Origin of the sequence: Bradyrhizobium sp. B120 (assembly GCF_049075665.1) — a bacterium.
GTDB lineage: Bacteria > Pseudomonadota > Alphaproteobacteria > Rhizobiales > Xanthobacteraceae > Bradyrhizobium.
Genome location: NZ_CP185242.1, coordinates 4,588,209 through 4,605,294, shown reverse-complemented (window position 1 = coordinate 4,605,294; position 17,086 = coordinate 4,588,209). Strand labels below are relative to the sequence as shown.

14 protein-coding genes are annotated in these 17,086 nt (G+C 66.0%); 8 read left to right on the top strand and 6 right to left on the bottom strand.

What is annotated here, in order from left to right; genetic code table 11:
- Positions 1 to 96: 96 nt before the first annotated feature.
- The 6 genes from pbpC (at position 97) to ACOIX3_RS20995 (ending at position 7,979) form a co-directional block, all read left to right on the top strand.
- Positions 97 to 2,139, top strand: a complete 2,043-nt coding sequence (gene pbpC, locus ACOIX3_RS21020; RefSeq protein WP_420964113.1) for a penicillin-binding protein 1C — start codon at positions 97 to 99, stop codon at positions 2,137 to 2,139.
- 61 nt (positions 2,140 to 2,200) lie between these two features.
- Positions 2,201 to 3,946 carry an ArnT family glycosyltransferase gene (locus ACOIX3_RS21015; protein ID WP_420964112.1) on the top strand — a complete coding sequence of 582 codons (1,746 nt, stop codon included), beginning with the start codon at positions 2,201 to 2,203 and terminating at the stop codon, positions 3,944 to 3,946.
- A gap of 1 nt (position 3,947) precedes the next feature.
- Positions 3,948 to 4,793 carry a phosphatase PAP2 family protein gene (locus ACOIX3_RS21010; RefSeq protein ID WP_420964111.1) on the top strand — a complete coding sequence of 282 codons (846 nt, stop codon included), beginning with the start codon at positions 3,948 to 3,950 and terminating at the stop codon, positions 4,791 to 4,793.
- 67 nt (positions 4,794 to 4,860) lie between these two features.
- Positions 4,861 to 5,637 carry a glycosyltransferase family 2 protein gene (locus ACOIX3_RS21005; RefSeq protein WP_420964110.1) on the top strand — a complete coding sequence of 259 codons (777 nt, stop codon included), beginning with the start codon at positions 4,861 to 4,863 and terminating at the stop codon, positions 5,635 to 5,637.
- Positions 5,637 to 5,975, top strand: coding sequence for a lipid-A-disaccharide synthase N-terminal domain-containing protein (locus ACOIX3_RS21000; protein ID WP_420964109.1), 339 nt, complete (start codon positions 5,637 to 5,639; stop codon positions 5,973 to 5,975). The genes ACOIX3_RS21005 and ACOIX3_RS21000 overlap by 1 nt, the downstream gene beginning before the upstream one ends.
- A 198-nt stretch (positions 5,976 to 6,173) precedes the next feature.
- Entirely contained in the window at positions 6,174 to 7,979 is a 1,806-nt protein-coding gene (locus tag ACOIX3_RS20995; protein ID WP_420964108.1) for a M23 family metallopeptidase, read from the top strand.
- A gap of 19 nt (positions 7,980 to 7,998) precedes the next feature.
- Here the strand turns inward: ACOIX3_RS20995 and ACOIX3_RS20990 are convergent, their stop codons facing one another.
- Positions 7,999 to 9,681 carry a Na/Pi cotransporter family protein gene (locus ACOIX3_RS20990; RefSeq protein ID WP_420964107.1) on the bottom strand — a complete coding sequence of 561 codons (1,683 nt, stop codon included), beginning with the start codon at positions 9,679 to 9,681 and terminating at the stop codon, positions 7,999 to 8,001.
- A 317-nt stretch (positions 9,682 to 9,998) separates the two neighbouring features.
- Here ACOIX3_RS20990 and ACOIX3_RS20985 point away from each other — a divergent pair, with 317 nt between their 5' ends.
- Both ACOIX3_RS20985 and ACOIX3_RS20980 read left to right on the top strand, forming a co-directional pair.
- Complete coding sequence (locus ACOIX3_RS20985; RefSeq protein WP_021079298.1) at positions 9,999 to 10,244, top strand: PilZ domain-containing protein; 246 nt, start codon at positions 9,999 to 10,001, stop codon at positions 10,242 to 10,244.
- A 139-nt stretch (positions 10,245 to 10,383) separates the two neighbouring features.
- Complete coding sequence (locus tag ACOIX3_RS20980; RefSeq protein WP_420964106.1) at positions 10,384 to 11,208, top strand: tetratricopeptide repeat protein; 825 nt, start codon at positions 10,384 to 10,386, stop codon at positions 11,206 to 11,208.
- A gap of 27 nt (positions 11,209 to 11,235) precedes the next feature.
- Here ACOIX3_RS20980 and ACOIX3_RS20975 read toward each other — a convergent pair whose 3' ends face one another.
- The 5 genes from ACOIX3_RS20975 to metC all read right to left on the bottom strand — a co-directional run bounded on the left by ACOIX3_RS20975 (position 11,236) and on the right by metC (position 17,040).
- Positions 11,236 to 12,504, bottom strand: a complete 1,269-nt coding sequence (locus ACOIX3_RS20975; RefSeq protein ID WP_420964105.1) for an AAA family ATPase — start codon at positions 12,502 to 12,504, stop codon at positions 11,236 to 11,238.
- A complete protein-coding gene (locus ACOIX3_RS20970; RefSeq protein ID WP_420964104.1) occupies positions 12,501 to 13,241 on the bottom strand; it encodes a CpaD family pilus assembly protein in 741 nt (246 codons plus the stop codon). Before ACOIX3_RS20970 ends, ACOIX3_RS20975 begins: the two co-directional genes overlap by 4 nt.
- Before the next feature lie 27 nt (positions 13,242 to 13,268).
- Positions 13,269 to 14,735 carry a type II and III secretion system protein family protein gene (locus tag ACOIX3_RS20965; protein ID WP_420964103.1) on the bottom strand — a complete coding sequence of 489 codons (1,467 nt, stop codon included), beginning with the start codon at positions 14,733 to 14,735 and terminating at the stop codon, positions 13,269 to 13,271.
- Between the two features lie 13 nt (positions 14,736 to 14,748).
- A complete protein-coding gene (gene cpaB, locus ACOIX3_RS20960; protein WP_420964102.1) occupies positions 14,749 to 15,552 on the bottom strand; it encodes a Flp pilus assembly protein CpaB in 804 nt (267 codons plus the stop codon).
- Between the two features lie 291 nt (positions 15,553 to 15,843).
- Positions 15,844 to 17,040, bottom strand: a complete 1,197-nt coding sequence (gene metC / locus ACOIX3_RS20955; protein WP_420964101.1) for a cystathionine beta-lyase — start codon at positions 17,038 to 17,040, stop codon at positions 15,844 to 15,846.
- Positions 17,041 to 17,086 lie beyond the last annotated feature (46 nt).

Here is a 17,086-nt window from a genome sequence, read left to right as displayed (position 1 = left end):
AGGGACGCGTCCGCTGGCAAGAAAGACGTGGATGCCCGGGTCAAGCCCGGGCATGACAAGCGTAGCGGGCGGTTGGTGCTTCGCGCCGTTGCCGCAATGGCCGCCGTGCTCGTCGCGATCATCGGCGCGTTTGCAGCCTGGGTCGTATCGCTCGGACCGCTTCCGCTTGCGCAGGCGGAGCAGGTCTCGACCACGGTCGTCGACCGAAACGGAAAACTGTTGCGCGCCTATGCGATGGCGGATGGGCGCTGGCGGCTGCCGGTCGACGCCAAGGCATCGGTCGATCCCACCTATCTAAGACTATTGTTCGCCTATGAGGACAAGCGCTTCTACGCGCATCACGGCATCGATCCGCTGGCGCTGTCGCGCGCCGGATTCCAGCTGCTCACAAGCGGCCATATCGTCTCGGGCGGTTCGACGGTCACGATGCAGCTGGCGCGGCTGATCGAGCCGCGGCACCAGCGCTCGGTCTACGCCAAGCTGCGGCAGATGGTGCGCGCGGTTGAACTGGAGCGGCAGCTTTCGAAAGACCAGATCCTCGATCTCTACCTCGCGCTGGCGCCGTTCGGCGGTAATCTCGAGGGCGTGCGCGCCGCCTCGATCGCCTATTTCGGCAAGGAGCCGAAGCGGCTCTCGCTCGCCGAGGCCGCATTGCTGGTGGCGCTGCCGCAATCGCCGGAGCGGCGGCGGCTCGATCGTTATCCGGAAGCCGCCCATGCCGCGCGCGACCGCGTGCTCGACCGCATGGTCGAGGACGGCGTGGTGTCGAAGGACGACGCCGCGCAGGCCCGGGCAACACCCGTGCCGAAGCTGCGCAAGCAGATCCCGATCCTGGCGCCGCATTCGTCCGATCAGGCGATCGCGACGATGAAGGATGCGCCCGTCATCAAGCTGACGCTCGACGCTTCGCTGCAACGGAACCTGGAGGTGCTGGCGCGCGACCGCGCCATTGCGCAGGGGCCCGATGTCTCGGTTGCGATCGTCGTGGTCGACAACGAGACGGGCGACGTGCTCGCGCGCGTCGGCTCGGCGGATTATTTCGATGAGCGGCGCGCCGGGCAGGTCGACATGACGCGCGCGGTGCGCTCGCCCGGCTCGACGCTGAAGCCGTTCATCTATGGCCTCGCCTTCGAAGACGGCTTTGTTCATCCCGACAGCCTGATCGAGGATCGGCCGATCCGCTTCGGCACTTACGCGCCGGAAAATTTCGACATGACGTTCCAGGGCACGGTGCCGATCCGCAAGGCGCTGCAATTGTCGCTGAACGTGCCGGCAATCGCGCTGCTCGACCGGGTCGGCGCCAGCCGGCTGTCGTCGCGGCTGAAGCAGGCCGGCACCAACCTCGTGCTGCCGAAGGACGAGGCACCAGGTCTTGCGATGGGCCTCGGCGGCGTCGGCATCACGCTGCAGGATCTCGCCCAGCTCTATTCCGGTCTGGCGCGGCTCGGTGCGACCAAGCCGCTGCGCGAGATCGTGCAGGCGAATGACGGCCGCGACACGATGCGGCTGATGGATCAGGCCGCGGCTTGGCAGGTCGGCAATGTCCTGCTCGGCACGCCGCCGCCGGAGAACGGCGTGCACAACCGGATCGCGTTCAAGACGGGCACCAGCTACGGCTATCGCGATGCCTGGTCGGTCGGCTTCGACGGCCGGATCACGATCGGAGTCTGGGTCGGCCGTCCGGATGGCGCGCCGGTGCCGGGCCTGGTTGGGCGCACGGCGGCGGCGCCGATCCTGTTCGATGCCTTTGCGCGCACCGGCAAGATCCCGGCGGCGTTGCCGAAGCCGCCGCGGGGCGTGCTGGTGGCCTCCAACGCAAAATTGCCGCCGCCACTGCGCCGGTTCCGGCCACTCGGCGAATTGGTCCGCAGCGGCAACGACCAGGCGCCACACATCCAGTTTCCGCTGAACGGCTCACGCATCGACGTCGATCAATCGGAGGGCGGCAGTCATGCGGCGATGCCGGTCAAGGTCGCCGGCGGGGTGCTACCGCTGACGGTACTCGTGAACGGTGTCTCAGCCGGGGACATCGACAGCCGGCGGCAGCGCCTGATCGACCCGCCGGGGCCGGGCTTCGCGCGGCTGACCGTCATCGACGCCACGGGGGCAGCGGATACCGTTGTGATCCGCGTGCAATGATCGCGCGGGAAAGCGGAACAGCACGGTTGTTTGCGCTGCGGTTTCATCGTATGCGAAACCCATGGTGGATAGCCTCCAACCCCGGCGCTTCGGAGCAGGGCAACAGTCTGTAAAACCTGCGCATTCGAGCCGCAGGCTGTTCATGGCGTTCGAGTTCGCGACGGCCAGCCAATGGCGTTCGATCCTGTTCCTGACGCTGACCTGCCTGGTGCTGTTCCTGCCGGGCTTCTTCACCATCCCGCCGATCGACCGCGATGAGGTCCGCTTTGCCCAGGCGACCAAGCAGATGGTCGAGAGCGGCGACTTCGTCGATATCCGCTTCCAGGACGACGTCCGCTACAAAAAGCCGGTCGGCATCTACTGGATGCAGGCGGCGGCGCTGAAGACGATCTCCGCGCTCGGGGTGCCGCGCGCCCAGGTCCGCATCTGGGTGTACCGCCTGCCGTCCCTGATCGGCGCCATCGGCGCCGTTTTGCTGACCTATTGGACGGCGCTTGCCTTCGTGACGCGACAGGGCGCGGTGCTGGCTGCCTTGATGATGGCAAGCTGCGTGCTGCTCGGGGTCGAAGCGCGGCTCGCCAAGACCGACGCCATGTTGCTGCTGACGGTCACCGCGGCGATGGGCGCGATGGCGCGGGTGTATTTGTCCTGGCAACGCGGCGAGGATCCGGCGCATCCATCATGGGTGCCGCCTGCGATCTTCTGGACGGCGCTGGCGGTCGGCATCCTGCTCAAGGGGCCGTTGATCCTGATGTTCGTCGGCCTTGCCATGGCCGGGCTTGCGATCCTCGATCGATCGGCGGCCTGGTTCTGGCGCATGCGCCCGGTCTGGGGCCTGATGTGGACCCTGGTGCTGGTGCTGCCGTGGTTCGTGCTGATCTTCCTGCGCGCCGGCGAAACCTTCTTCGCCGACTCCGTCGGCGGCGACATGCTGAGTAAGCTCGGCGCACAGGAATCCCACGGCGCGCCGCCCGGGCTCTATCTGCTGCTGTTCTGGATCACGTTCTGGCCCGGCGCGCCGCTCGCAGGCCTGGCGGCACCGGCGGTCTGGCGCGCGCGGCGCGAGCCGGGTGCCCAGTTTCTGCTGGCGTGGCTGATCCCGTCCTGGATCGTGTTCGAGGCGGTGCTGACCAAGCTGCCGCATTACGTGTTGCCGCTCTACCCGGCGATCGCGATCCTGACCGTCGGGGCGCTGGAGCGGCGTGTGCTGTCGCGTTCCCCCTGGCTGTTGCGCGGCGCCGCCTGGTGGTTCGCCATCCCCGCGTTCGGCGCCGTGCTCGTGATCGTCGGCGCCATCAAGGCAATCCATCAGCCGGTATTTCCGGCCTGGCCGTTGTTTGCCGTAGCGATGGTGTTCGGCCTGATCGCGTGGTGGATGTTCGAGGATAGCCGTGCCGAGCGCTCGCTGCTCAATGCGGCGATCGCTGCGGCGCTGATGGCAGGCGCCACCTATGGCGTGGTGCTGCCGCGGCTCACCACTGTGTTTCCGAGCCAGGAGGTCGCGCGCGCGCTGCGCACCGTGACCTGCGTCGGCCCGAAGGCGGCGGCTGCCGGCTTCCACGAGCCGAGCCTCGTGTTCATGACCGATACCTCGACGCTGCTCACCGACGGATCGGGCGCCGCGGATTTCCTGGGGCAGGGCTCCTGCCGCTTCGCGCTGGTCGAACAGCGCTCCGAGCGCGCCTTCGTGCAGCGCGCCGAGGCGATCGGCCTGCGCTACAACGCGCCGGTGCGGATCGACGGCTACAACATCTCGCAGGGCAAGGCCGTTTCGATCGCGATCTTCCGTTCCGAAGGGACGGAGTGACATGGCGGCGCCGCCAGCCACCGCGGAATCCGCCAACTATTTCGGACGATTGCTGACGCTGGTCTGGCTATCCTTTGCCCAGCTCGTGCGTGCACCGTCGCATTCGCGCCGGGCCGAGGCGGCGCGACGCTCCGCGCGCCACGTGCTCCTGCTCGTCGTCGTCACCGGCGCCGTGATCATCACGCTGATGTATGTGGTCGATGTCGCCGAGATCAGCCTGATGCCGCCACGCGGCACGCCGGGTCTCTGGTGGGTGAAGATACTCACCGATTTCGGCAAGGACGAGTATGTGCTGAGCACGCTTGGCCTGCTGCTGATTGTGGTCGTGGTGGCGGCGCCTGCGCTGCGCGGTGTGCCGCGCGCGACTTTGCTCGGCCTCGGAACGAGGCTGCAATACCTGTTCCTGTCGGTCATGTTGTCGGTTGCGGTCGGTGAGCTGATCAAGTGGATCGTCGGCCGCGGGCGGCCGTTTGTCGGCGGGAAGGCCAACGCGTTCAACTTCCAGCATTTCGCCGGCACCGAGGCCTATTCGAGCTTTCCGTCGGGACATTCGATCACGGCATTTGCGCTGGCCTTCGCCGTGTCGGCTGTGTGGCCACGTGCACGGGGTGTGATGCTGGTCTATGCGCTGATCATCATCGCGACACGGCTTGTGCTGCTGGCCCATCATCCGAGCGACGTGGTGGCCGGCGCGCTGGTTGGCGTGATCGGCGCAATGGCCGTGCGCTACTGGTTCGCCGCCCGCCGCCTTGGTTTCGCCATTGATCGGGATGGCACCGTGTTGGCGCTGTCAGGACCGTCGGAAGAGCGCCTTAAAAGGGTTGCGAGGAACGCCTTCGCCCCATAAAAGCGGTCGCCCGATGGCCGGATCGGGCGGGTTCCAGCCGCTGCCAACACCAACCACGAGTGCCGATTTGCCTGCTTCCGACCAGACGCCGGTCGCCGTTTCCATCGTCGTGCCTGTGCGCAACGAGGCGGACAATATCGCGCCGCTGATCGCCGAGATCGCGGCAGCGCTCGACGGCCGCTGGGCCTACGAGATCGTCTACGTCAATGACGGCTCGACCGACGCCACCGGCGAACGGCTGAGCGCGATCATGGCGCAGCGGTCCAATCTCCGGCAGCTCCGCCACACCGTCTCGTCGGGCCAGTCGGCCGCCGTGCGCAGCGGCGTGCGCGCCGCGCGCGGAGCGATCGTGGCAACGCTTGACGGGGATGGCCAGAATGATCCGGCCTTCCTGCCCAACCTGATCGCGGCGATCGAGAGCGGCAATGGCCGGGTTGGCCTCGCTGCGGGCCAGCGTGTCGGACGCAAGGACACCGGCTTCAAGAAGCTGCAATCGCGGATCGCCAACACCGTGCGCGGCATCATCCTGCGCGACGGCACCCGCGACACCGGGTGTGGCCTGAAGGCGTTTCCGCGCGAGGTGTTTCTGGCGATGCCCTATTTCGACGGGCTGCATCGTTTCCTTCCGGCGCTGGTCCGCCGCGAGGGGCTGGCGATCGCCTATGTCGATGTCGTCGACCGCCCGCGCCATTCCGGCGTGTCGAATTATGGCTTCTTCGACCGGCTCTGGATCGGGATCATGGATCTCGGTGGCGTGTGGTGGCTGATCCGCCGCAAGAAGCCGACGCCGGTCGTCACTGAAGTGACGGGCACTGAAGTGCCTGATGTGACCGAGGTGAAGTGATGCTGATTCAGTTCGGCCAGGCGCTCAGCGCCTATTTCTACGAAGTGTTCGTCGCCAAGTTCGACTTCTGGCTGGCGTTCGGCCTGATCGCGCAATTGCTCTTCACCGCGCGCTTCCTGGTGCAGTGGATTTCCAGCGAGCGCGCCGGCCAGAGCGTGGTGCCGATGGCGTTCTGGTTCTTCTCGATGGGCGGCGGTTTGATGACGCTGGTCTACGGTTTCGCCAAGCGCGAGCCTGTCATCATCATCGGGCAGGGCCTCGCGACGCTGATCTACATCCGCAACATCATGCTGATCGTGAAGAACCGCAGCAAGGCGTCGAAGACGCTCGACAGCTGATCCTCGTGGTCGTCAGTGCGATGAGCGGTATGCCGGGCCTCCTCGACAATCTCGATGGAGTCCAGCACCGGGCTCCGCTCGACATTGTGATCGAAACAAAACGACGGTCAAACAATCGCCCCAAGGCGTATGGCATCTACGCTTCGTTGTGGGCGTGGCTGCATCCCGAGACCATGCGCCAAGGGATGAGGGGCGTTGATGACCGGCCGTGGCGAACCGACCAGAGCGCGTGGTTGTCCATCGAGCGTCCGTGATCTCGGGTTGCCCGACGAGCCGCCGCTGACCGGCGAGCGCGGCCTGCCGGACCGGCGTGCAGTCAGTATCCGCTGGATGGCCGGGACGATTCTGATCGGGACCGCGGCCGTCGCGCTCCTTGGGGGCGCGCTGCGCGGTGCATTCGGCTATCGCACGCGATTCGCAGCATCGCCGGTCGTTTCACTTCCGCGCTTCACGGGGCAAGTGGTTGACGAGGCGCAGCGCGGCGATCGCCTGGATCGGAGGCCAGGCTCGCAAGGCAGTCCCTCGGCGCTCAAGATCGAGCAGCTGAGCGATGCCGGCTCGGTCCGTCGATTTACCCGCGTGTCAGCGCGGCTCGCGGAGATCGATCCCGAACCACAACAGGACCTTCGTCGCGAAGCATCGGCAGACGGCAAGGACGAGCAGCGAGCGAACGCGCAATTGCTGTCGGAGTTACCAGCCATCATACGGGCGGGTCCATCACGCCGCGGGCTGCCGGGCCGCACCAGCTCCTATGCTGACGGTGAAGATGTGCCGCAGCCGCATTCTCCGATCGGGGAGGCTGTCAACGTAACCAATCTTCCGAAGTCGCCTTCCTCGTCGCGTCACCATCGACATGTCGTTATCGCGAGGAGCGGTGACACGCTGTCCGCCATTCTGCGGGCGCTGGCCGCGGCAGCGGAGGACGCGCCGTCGATCCTTGCCGCCTTCCCGTCGCCTGGCAGTCAAGCGACGCTGTCTGGTGGCGAGAAGATCACGATCATCGAACAGGACGGAGACCCCGGGGCGCCGCGCGGCCACGTCGCGAAAGTGTCGATCGAACGGCCGGACTCAGGAGTGTCCGCGGTCGGTCGCACCGACAGCGGCCGGTACCAGGCGATCGTGCCGGAACAGCCGGATGTCGTCGTGTCGAATGGGAAATTGTTGCGTCAGTCGATCGACGCCCATTCCGTCCCCGGTGAAACGCTGCGTGACGGGCTTAACGCGCTTGCTCGCTCCAATCACGTCGACGAGGGGATCGTTGCAGAACTGATGCGGCTTTGCGGCCGCGATTTCGATCTCGACGAGCCGCTCGGCGACGCCGACGTCGCCAACATCATCTATGCTCCCAACGACATTGGCCAGCCCGAGTTGGTCTTCATCGACTTGACGGCCGGCGGGCAGGCGCGCCGCTACTATCGCTTCACGGCCCCGGATGACGGCAGCTCCGACTTCTACGATGAAGATGGTCAGTCCATCACCAAATTCCTGTTGCGCAAGCCGGTGGTCAGCGGCCGCCTTGGCGACGGCTTTGGCTGGCGCATCCATCCGATCCTCGGCGACCGCCGCTTTCATGAGGGCGTCGATTTTGCCGCGCCCTATGGTTCGCCGATTGCGGCCGCGGGCGCCGGCGTCGTCGAGACCGAAGGCTACGAGCACGGCTACGGGAAATATATCCGCGTGCGGCACGATCGGGGCTATGAGACCACCTATGCCCATGTCGCGAGCTTCCCGCCCGGGCTGAAGATCGGAGACCGCGTTCGTCAGGGCGAGACGATTGCCTATGTCGGATCGACCGGGCTCTCGACCGGACCGCATCTCTATTACGAGGTGCGGATCAACGGCCATAACGTCGATCCGCTGCGGATGAAATTGTCAGGCGGCCGGTTGCTGCAAGGCGACCTGCTTGGGGCTTTCGATCGCCAGCGGGACAGCATCGACCAACTCGCGGCGGCCTCCGCGTTTCCGCAGCGGCCGCTCGGTTCCGAACATCGGCCGCCGACGTAGCCTTCGAAGGCACGTCCGATCAAAGCCGCCCGGGCGCCGGCAGTTCGGCCGCCTCGACCGCATTCGCGCGATCGGCCGCGGTCTCGCCGGCGGCGTCGAGCACGGGATAGGCGACCGAGCAGATGTGCGAATGGATGCGGCGAAGGTCGCGCAGCACGTCGAGATGCAGCGAGGTTGTCTCGATGGTCTCGGGCCGGCCTTCGCGCAGGCGCTCCAGATGGCGCTCGACGGCGGCGAGTTCCGCCCCGCGCAGCGACGCCTTCTCGGTGAGCAGCTTGCGCGCCTCGGCGGCGTCGCCCGACATGAACACGCCGAACGCGAGCCGCAGCGAGTCGATCGTGCGCTTGTGGAACGCCGACAATTCCTCGGCGCCTTCGGCCGAGAATTGCAGGCGGTGCTTGATCTTCTTGGTCGCGAGCTCGCTCAGATTCTTGTCGATGATGTCGCCGATATGCTCGAGATTGATCGCGAATGCGACGATCTCCATGGCGCGGTGACCTTCGCGCTCGTCCAGGCTGCCGCGGGTGAGCTTCGTGACGTAAAGCTTGATCGCCTCGTTCAGCCGGTCGACGGTGTTGTCCATCTTCGACACCTGGTCGACCATTGCGCGATCGTTGGTCAGCATCGCTGTCATCACCTTGCGCAACATGGCCTCGGTGTGGTCGCCCATATGCAGCACCTCGCGCGCGGCATCGGCCAGCGCGAGCGAGGGCGTCTCCAGTGCGCTCTCGTCGAGATAGCGTGGCCTTGACGGATCGGTCTCCTGCGCCCGCTTGGGCAACAGCCGCTCGAGCAGACGCGCCAAATGGTCAAGCACGCCGATGAACAGCAGCGCCGTCGCAACGTTGAAGGCAATGTGGAACAGCGCGGTTGCCTTGGCGAGATCCGGCTGCCAGGCGTAGATATGCTCGGTGATCGGGCGCAGGAACGGCGCCACCAGCAGGATGCCGATGACACGGTTGACGAGGTTGCCGACCGGCAGCCGGTAGCTCGCCGGATTGTCGCGCCGCGCCCCCTCCATCAACGGATTGATGGCGCTGCCGAGGTTGGCGCCGAGCACGAGCGCGAACGCGGCATAGGGCGAGATGAACTGGGAGTAGGCCAGCGACATCACCAGCAGCACGCTGGCGACACTGGAATGGACCAGCCAGGTCACGACCGCGCCGATCAGGATGCAGAGCACGGGATCGCCGGTGATCGCGTTCAGGAACACGCGCACGCCCGGGGCATTCTCGGCCGGCGCCATCGTATCGAGCAGGATATGCAGCGCGAGCAGCATCAGGCCGAGGCCGATCGAGACGCGGCCGAGATCCTTGATCCGGGAGCGCGGCCCGCTGCGGAATGCGACGAGGCCGACGATGAACAGCACCGGTGCCACGGCGGCGACGTTGAACGACAGCACCTGCGCGATCAGCGTGGTGCCGATATTGGCGCCGAGCATGATCGCAAGCGCCGGCACCAGGCTGACGATCTCCTCGGCGGCGAAGGAACTGGTGATCAGGGCGGTCGCGGTCGAGCTCTGGAGCAGGGCCGTCAGGCCAAGGCCGGCGCCAAGGGCGGTGAAGCGGTTGTTCAGCGCCCGGGCCAGCAACAGCCGCAAATCGGGCCCGAAGGCCCGCAGAATCCCGCTGTGGACCATGTGCAGGCCCCATAGCAGGAGCGCGACGCCCCCCATCAGATCAAGCAGAACAAGACTTCCCATACTTCCTGGATATCCCGGCAAATTCGAGTCGAAGGGGTCACGCTATCGTCAAATGACCTGGGATCAACCCCTTTTTGTTCCTGTTGGAACGGGCTTGTCGGAAGGGCCTGTAACGAGCGCGGGCCGCCAATTGAGGCACTGCGGTCACCGGAGCCGGCCTCATGGTTCAACGGTGAGGCCCGGTAAACGAATCTCGAACATGACCGCTCAATTGCGATTGGTTCCGCTAGGCAGTTTCCAATCTTTCCCCGTTATGACGGTGGGAACGCGAAGCTGTCCAGCCGAGAAGCTATCCAGAAAAGGGCTTGGGGATCAGAATGTTTGTCAATCGCCGCAAGAGCGAACGCCGTGAGTGCCGGAGCGTCGCCAAAATTCAGTTGGGCACAGGGTCGCTGCCACGCGACTGCATGATCACCGATATCTCGGCTGGCGGCGTCAAGGTGATCGCTGAATATCTGGAGATTCCGCCGGAATTCACCATCATCCTGTCGAGCGGCAGTCCGCGTCAGTGCCGCTTGGCTTGGCGGATCGGGCACGAATTCGGCGCCCAGTTCGTCGACTGATCCAGCCGACAGGCTGGCGGTGTGCGCCGCATCCGGCACCGCTTCTGGGCCGGATGACGGCGAGATGATGGCATCCTTAACCGGAACTTAGGGTTAAGCTGTGAGCATCCCGGAACCTTCGCTGTTCCGAGTCTCATTGATGTCTGACAAACTACCCCGACCTGCAGGCCGCATGCACCGTCTCGCCGGCTCGGCGTCTGCCGCGCTCCTGCTGATCGGGCTGTCCGCCTGTCAGACCTCGGGTCCGTCCGACATCACTGGGTCATTGGGCGATACGGCGGAATCCACGCCGCCCCCAGCCGACCCGCGGCGCGATATCGCGACCTATCACGAGCGCGTCCGGGCCAACCCCAAGGACACCGACTCCGCGCTGAAATACGCCCGGGCGCTGCGCGCCACCGGCCAGCGGGCGCAGGCGGTCGCGGTCATGGAGCAGGCGGTGCTGGCTCAGCCCAGCAACAAGGCGCTGCTCGCGGGCTACGGACGGGCGCTCGCCGACAACGGCAATTTCCAGCAGGCATTCGACGTGCTCGGGCGCGCCCACACCCCGGAAGACCCGGACTGGCGCATCCTGTCGGCGCAGGGCGCCGTGCTCGATCAGCTCGAGCGCCACGACGAGGCCCGCCAATATTACGCGAGCGCCCTGAAGATCGTGCCCGACGATCCATCGGTGCTCTCCAATCTCGGCCTGTCCTATCTGCTGTCGAAAGACCTGCCGAAGGCCGAGGAAACGCTGCGCCGGGCCCGGGATCGCGCGCCCGACGACATGCGGGTGCGCACCAATCTCGCCGTCGTGGTCGGCCTGCAGGGCCGCCAGGCCGAGGCTGAGACCATCGTGAAGGCCGATCTGCCGCCCGATCAGGGATCAGCCAATGTCATCGCGCTGAAGCGGCTGTTGACGCGCAGGGATGCGAGCCGCAGCGATACGGACAAGATCCCGGTCGCGGCCAGCCGCCGCGACTAGAGCGTTCTCACGCGAACGTCTGGAAGGCTAGCCGGCGGCGCGGCGTCCATCGCTTCGACGCGACTGCAGCTTCCTGAGGATCGGCGACAGGAACGACTCGCGCGTCTCGGCGAGATCGGGACGGCCGGTCAGGCGTTGCGCGATCTGCAGGAAGGTCTTGGTGGTGCGGTGACGCGCGGAGACCTCCGCGATCATCTGACCGTTGTTGGCGGCTTCACCGAACAATCTGCAATCGAACGGGATGGTCGCGATCGGCGGGCTCTCGATCGTCTTGGCGAAGTCCTTGACCTCGATCTCGGGGCGCTTCGACATGCCGACCTGGTTCAGGCAATAGAGCGGCGGGCGGTCATTCGGACGCGCGGTCCGCAACAGGTTCATCATATTCTTGGTGTTGCGCATGTTGGCGAGGTCGGGTTCGGCGACGATCAGGATGTCGTCGGCGCCGACCAGCACGCGTTTGGTCCAGGCGGTCCATTGATGGGGAACGTCGAGCACGATGCAGGACGTGGTCATGCGCATCGTATCGAAGATGGCATCGAATGCTTCGGCGCCGAAATCGTAGACCTGATCAAGCGTGGCCGGAGCCGCCAGCAGGCTCAGGTGATCGCCGCATTTTGCCAGCAGGCGCTCCATGAAGGCGCTGTCCGGGCGTTCGGGCGCGAACACGGCGTTGGCGATGCCCTGCGTCGGATCCTGGTTGTAGTCGAGGCCGGCGGTGCCGAAGGCGAGGTCGAGATCGACCACGACCGAATCCAGCCCGAGGTCGCGCGCGATGGTCCAGGCGATATTGTGAGCGACGGTCGAGGCGCCGACGCCGCCCTTGGCGCCCGCGACCGCGATCAGGCGGCCCACAGAGACTGCTTCCGAGGACGAGAACAGGCCGCAGATCGAGCGCACGACGTCGAGCACCTTGACCGGCCCGATGACGTAGTCGTTGACGCCGCGCCGGACCAATTCGCGATACGGTGCAGTCTCGCCGGGCATGCCGAGCACGACGACGCGGGTGCCGGGATCGCAGACCGTGGCGAGTTCGTCGAGACCGGCGAGCAAATCAATGTCCGGCTCGGTCTCCAGCATGATGACGTTGGGTGTCGGCGCCTTGTGATAGGCGTCGATGGCGGCGGCGATGCCGCCCATATGGACGGAGAGGTGAGCCTTGGCGAGCCGGCGGTCTTCGGCGGCGGCGCGCGCCGTCGTGGCGGTCGCGACGCTGGCGCAGAAGGCCTGCACCGAAATCCGTGGCGCCGGCGCGATGTGGTCGTTGGCGTGCTGCGGCTCTTCTTGTTGTTCGGTCATTTCCCGGCGTCGCTCAGCTTGGCTTTATCGGCTTCAGGGTAGGTGGTCGCGGTGGACTCACCCTTGCTGTATTTCTGGAACGCGACCGACCGGCGCGGCGTGTAGGATGCGGTTTCGGTCCGCGGCTGCACGAGGTCGGACGGATTGGCGACCATCGCAGCCAAATTGTGCTGCGTAGCGCAGCCGAAATTGTCCCACTGCTTGTTCTCGTTGTAGCTCGGGTTGTAAATCGAGGGACCCAGGTCGCTCGGCCACAAGCCGCAGGGTCCGGCGACCGCGGCCATCTTCGAATAGCTGAGGCGAATGGTCGGCAGCGCGCGCGGATCGTCGACGCGATAGGAACGCCTGACGATGGCGTGGGCGGGCACGCCCATCGACGCCAGCACGCCGCGGATCTCCTGATACACCGCCTGCGCCGAGCGCGCATTCGAGGTGTCGGCCGGGACGTCGATCGCGATCGCGCCGGTGCCGTCGCGGCGCCAGGTGCGGGCCATCCCCATGACGTCGTCGCGTTGCGTTTCGGTGAGATTGCCGCGGGCGCGGCCCACGAACACGACGATCGACTGCTCGCCCTCGGTGACGGCGATCGGATGCCGTTGCCGATAGTCGTCGGGCACCGTGCCGGTCGCGATATTGTCGCCGGTCAGATTGCAGCCGCCGAGCGCGATCGCTGTGGCGAGAAGGGCGCCGGACAGCGACAGCATCCTCGCATGGCCGGCTTGTGTGTTGCGTGTCATCATGGCATCCCCCAACCCTTCAGCGCCTCAGTCGATGATGAAGCCGAAATTGACCGGCGTGGCGCCGATCGGCTCGGCACGGGCGGCAACGCCGTAGATACGATTGACGCGCGCCAGCAGCGCCGACTGCGCGTCGGAGGCCGGGGCGAACCCGTCATCGGGACGCGACAATTCCTTCTGCGCAACGGCGCGCACCACATAGGGCGTCACGATGACCATGAGCTCGGTCTCGTTGTTGACGAAGTCCTGGCTCCTGAACAGCTGTCCGAGCACCGGGATCTGATCGACACCGGGCATGCCGTTGATGGCCTGCTTGGTCTGCTCCTGGATCAATCCGGCCATCGCGATCGAGCCGCCGGAGGGCACTTCCAGCGTGGTGTCGGCACGGCGGGTCTTGATCGAGGGAATGGTCGTGCCGCCCTGGCCGCCGGTCAACGCGTTGTCCATCGAGACTTCGGAAACCTCGGTCATCACCTTCAGGCTGATGCGCCCCTCGGACAGCACCACCGGGGTGAAGTTGAGCGAGATGCCGAACTTCTTGAAGCTGACGGTCTGGACGCAATTCCCGATCGTGCCTGTCGACGAGGTCTGACAGGTGACGCCGGTCGGAATGGGAAACTCGCCGCCTGACACGAAGGTCGCGGACTCGCCGGAGATCGCCGTGAGGTTGGGCTCGGCCAGCGTCTTCACCACGCCCGCGCTTTCCATCGCGCGCAGCGTCGCGGTGACGGTCGGCACGCCGAGCTTGTTCAGGGCCGCGCCGGCTAGCACGTTGTTGGCGAGCGGTCCGTTGTTGGCAGTGAAGGCGTTGGCGTTGTTGAAGACCACCGCGGCGGTGCCGTAATTCATGTTGGCGCTGAGATCGACGCCGAGCTGCTTGACGACGTCGCGCCGCACTTCGGCGACGGTGACCTTCAGCATCACCTGGTCGCGGCCGCGCACCACGATCGAGTTGACGACCTTGTCGGGGCCGCCGACCAGCTTGGCTGCGATGTCGCCGGCCTGCTGGGCCTCGACCGGGCTTGCCACCGTGCCGGTCAGCACCACGCTCTCACCTACGCCCTCGATCTGGACGCCCGGCAGCATCTGCTTCAGCGCGGCACGCATGCCGTTGAGGTCGCGCTTGATTGCGATGTCGTAGGAGGCGACCTGGTTGCCGTCGGCGTCGAAGAACACCACGTTGGTCTGGCCTACCGCGGCGCCGATGATATAGGCGCGCTGCGCCGAGCGGATCACGGCGTTGGCGATCTTGGGATCGGCGACCAGGACGTCCTTGGCTTCGCGCGGCAGGTCGACCACCACCGACTTGCCGACGCCGAGCGAGACGAAGCGCGTCTTGGCGGCGATACTGCTCGTCACCGCGACGTCCGCGTTCTTGTCGGGATCGGTCGCGCTGGCGAGGGCAGGGATCAGCATCAGGGCGGTGACCGCCGAGAAAGACAGCGGGCGGACCAGCGTGGTCCGCCTCGCCCGTTGTTTTGCAGCAATTGTCATATCGAAGCCCCCATCACTTCTGTGTCGTCTGAGAGCTCGGGATGCCGAAACGCACCACCCGAATGCTCTCGCCCCGCTTCGGGGCATGGTCTGTGGTCTCGTCGGTCTTCTCGTTGACGTCGGCGATGCTGCGCAGCGCCAGCGCCAGCGTGCCGCTCTGCCGGGCCCGCGCGAGCGTCTCGGCCTGTTCGGGCTTGAGCTCGAGGGTCACGGTCTTGCCGATGAGGGAGTTGTTGCCGTCCTTCTCTTTCGGCGCCTGGTCGATCGCCAGCACCCGGACGTTGGACAGCAGGATTTCGGTGGTGATGATGTCGCGGCTGCCCTGTTGCTGATCGGGATTCTTGTCGCGTCGCGACAGGATCACGTCGACGCGGTCGTTGGGCAGGATGAAGCCGCCGGCGCCGGTCTCGGGCGAGATTTCCGTGGAGATCGCGCGCATGCCGGAGGGCAGGATCGCGGCCATGAAGCCGCTGCCATTGGCCTTGACCAGCTTTTGCTCGCGGATCGGCTCGCCGACGATGAAGGGAGCGCGTGCGATCGAGCCGATGACGTCGTTCATGGCGTCGGCATTGGTGTCGTGGCGGATGAACGCGCTGCTCGCGGTCTCGGCCGGCCAGCGCTGCCATTGCACGTCTTCAGGCTTGACCGACTGTCCGAGCCCGATGTCGGACTTCGCCACCAGCACCTCGACGGTCGGCAGCTGTACCACTGGCGGCGCGACCGGCGCCGGTTTGCGATCGCCAACGCTCGCGAGATACATGGCCGCGAGGCCTGCGACGCCGGCGATGCCGAGGACCACGATGCGTGCCGTCTTCATGCGATTGTCTGAATGCCCTTAACGCAGAGCAGTCACGTCCTTGCGGCACTGACAGCCCTTCCCGGGAGCATCAGTACGGCTGCAAAAGTATAAGGGAACTTGATGGAAGGTCCGGACAATTAAGGGATTGGTGGGGATGGTGAACGGCGAGTTATCGACGCCGTCGCATCTCCGCAGAATCCCGGAGATCGCGCGTGCGCAACGCGTGCGACGTTAGTCGCAACGCGGCGGCGGCAGCGTCCTGGCCGGTCGGTCGTGGTTAATGTCGCCTAACGCAGCCGGCGTGGAAAGTCAGAGCGCGGCCTTCAACGCGGCAAAGCCGCGATCGAGATCGGCCTTGAGGTCGTCGAGATTCTCGAGCCCGATATGCAGCCGCAGCGTTGGCCCGCCCGGCGACCATTTGGTCGCGCTGCGATAGTCGCTGCAGTCGAACGGGATGGCGAGGCTTTCGAAGCCGCCCCAGGAAAAGCCCATGCCGAACAGCTTGAGCGCGTTGAGCATCGCATCGACCGCGCGCTGCGGCACAGGCTTCAGCACGATGCTGAACAGGCCGGAGGCGCCGGTGAAGTCGCGCTTCCAGATCGCATGCCCCGGATCGGTCTCCAGGCCAGGGTGCAGCACCCGATCGACCTCGGGCCGCGCGCCAAGCCAGCGCGCGATCTCGAGCCCGGAGCGGTGGTGCTGCGCCAGCCGCACCGACAGCGTCCGGACCCCGCGCAGAGCGAGATAGACGTCGTCCGGGCCGGCGCAGACGCCGAGCAGGCGGATCGCCTCCTGAATCAGCGGCCAGGCCTTCGCATTGGCCGAGATGGTGCCGAACATGATGTCGGAGTGGCCGCCGATATACTTGGTGCCGGCCTGCATGCTGATGTCGACGCCCTGTTCGAGCGAGCGGTGATAGAGCGCCGTCGCCCAGGTGTTGTCGTCGATCATGAGCGCGCCGCGGGCATGCGCCACGGCCGAGATCGCGCGGACGTCGGGCATCTCGAAGGATTGCGAACCGGGGGCTTCAATCAGCACCGCACGGGTATTCGGCTTGAACAGCGCCTCGATGCCGGCGCCGATCAGCGGATCGAAATAGCTGGTCTCGATGCCGTAGCGCTTCAGCATGTTGTCGCAGAAATTGCGGGTCGGCCGATAGGCGTTGTCGCACACCAGCAGGTGATCGCCGGTCTTCAGCACGGCGAGCAGCGTGGTGCTGATCGCCGCCAGTCCAGACGGGGCGAGGCCGACGCCGGCGCATTGCGGGCCCTCCAGCGCCATCAGCACGTCCTGCAGCGCCCGCGTGGTCGGGCTGCCGTGGCGGCCATAGGTAAATTCGGCGCGATGGGCGTGGAGGTCCTCGGCGGTCGGATAGAGCACGGTCGAGCCGTGAAAGACCGGCGGATTGACGAAACCCTTCTGGGCCTTGGTGTCGCGGCCGGCCGTGACCAGGCGGGTCGCGGCGTCGTGCGGGCGGGAGGGCGTGGAGCCGTCGGAGGAGGTCATGGTTTGCTGCCGTTGGATTTTAGACTTTTTGCCGCAGTCGTACCGC

Coding starts and splice junctions, on each gene's coding strand:
- ACOIX3_RS20970 (WP_420964104.1), bottom strand. CDS start 13,241: ATGACACGCAACACACAAGCCGGCCATGCGAGGATGCTGTCGCTGTCC.
- metC (WP_420964101.1), bottom strand. CDS start 17,040: ATGACCTCCTCCGACGGCTCCACGCCCTCCCGCCCGCACGACGCCGCG.
- pbpC (WP_420964113.1), top strand. CDS start 97: ATGGCCGCCGTGCTCGTCGCGATCATCGGCGCGTTTGCAGCCTGGGTC.
- ACOIX3_RS20965 (WP_420964103.1), bottom strand. CDS start 14,735: ATGACAATTGCTGCAAAACAACGGGCGAGGCGGACCACGCTGGTCCGC.
- ACOIX3_RS21010 (WP_420964111.1), top strand. CDS start 3,948: ATGGCGGCGCCGCCAGCCACCGCGGAATCCGCCAACTATTTCGGACGA.
- ACOIX3_RS20980 (WP_420964106.1), top strand. CDS start 10,384: ATGTCTGACAAACTACCCCGACCTGCAGGCCGCATGCACCGTCTCGCC.
- cpaB (WP_420964102.1), bottom strand. CDS start 15,552: ATGAAGACGGCACGCATCGTGGTCCTCGGCATCGCCGGCGTCGCAGGC.
- ACOIX3_RS21015 (WP_420964112.1), top strand. CDS start 2,201: ATGGTGGATAGCCTCCAACCCCGGCGCTTCGGAGCAGGGCAACAGTCT.
- ACOIX3_RS20975 (WP_420964105.1), bottom strand. CDS start 12,504: ATGACCGAACAACAAGAAGAGCCGCAGCACGCCAACGACCACATCGCG.
- ACOIX3_RS21000 (WP_420964109.1), top strand. CDS start 5,637: ATGCTGATTCAGTTCGGCCAGGCGCTCAGCGCCTATTTCTACGAAGTG.
- ACOIX3_RS20985 (WP_021079298.1), top strand. CDS start 9,999: ATGTTTGTCAATCGCCGCAAGAGCGAACGCCGTGAGTGCCGGAGCGTC.
- ACOIX3_RS20995 (WP_420964108.1), top strand. CDS start 6,174: ATGACCGGCCGTGGCGAACCGACCAGAGCGCGTGGTTGTCCATCGAGC.
- ACOIX3_RS20990 (WP_420964107.1), bottom strand. CDS start 9,681: ATGGGAAGTCTTGTTCTGCTTGATCTGATGGGGGGCGTCGCGCTCCTG.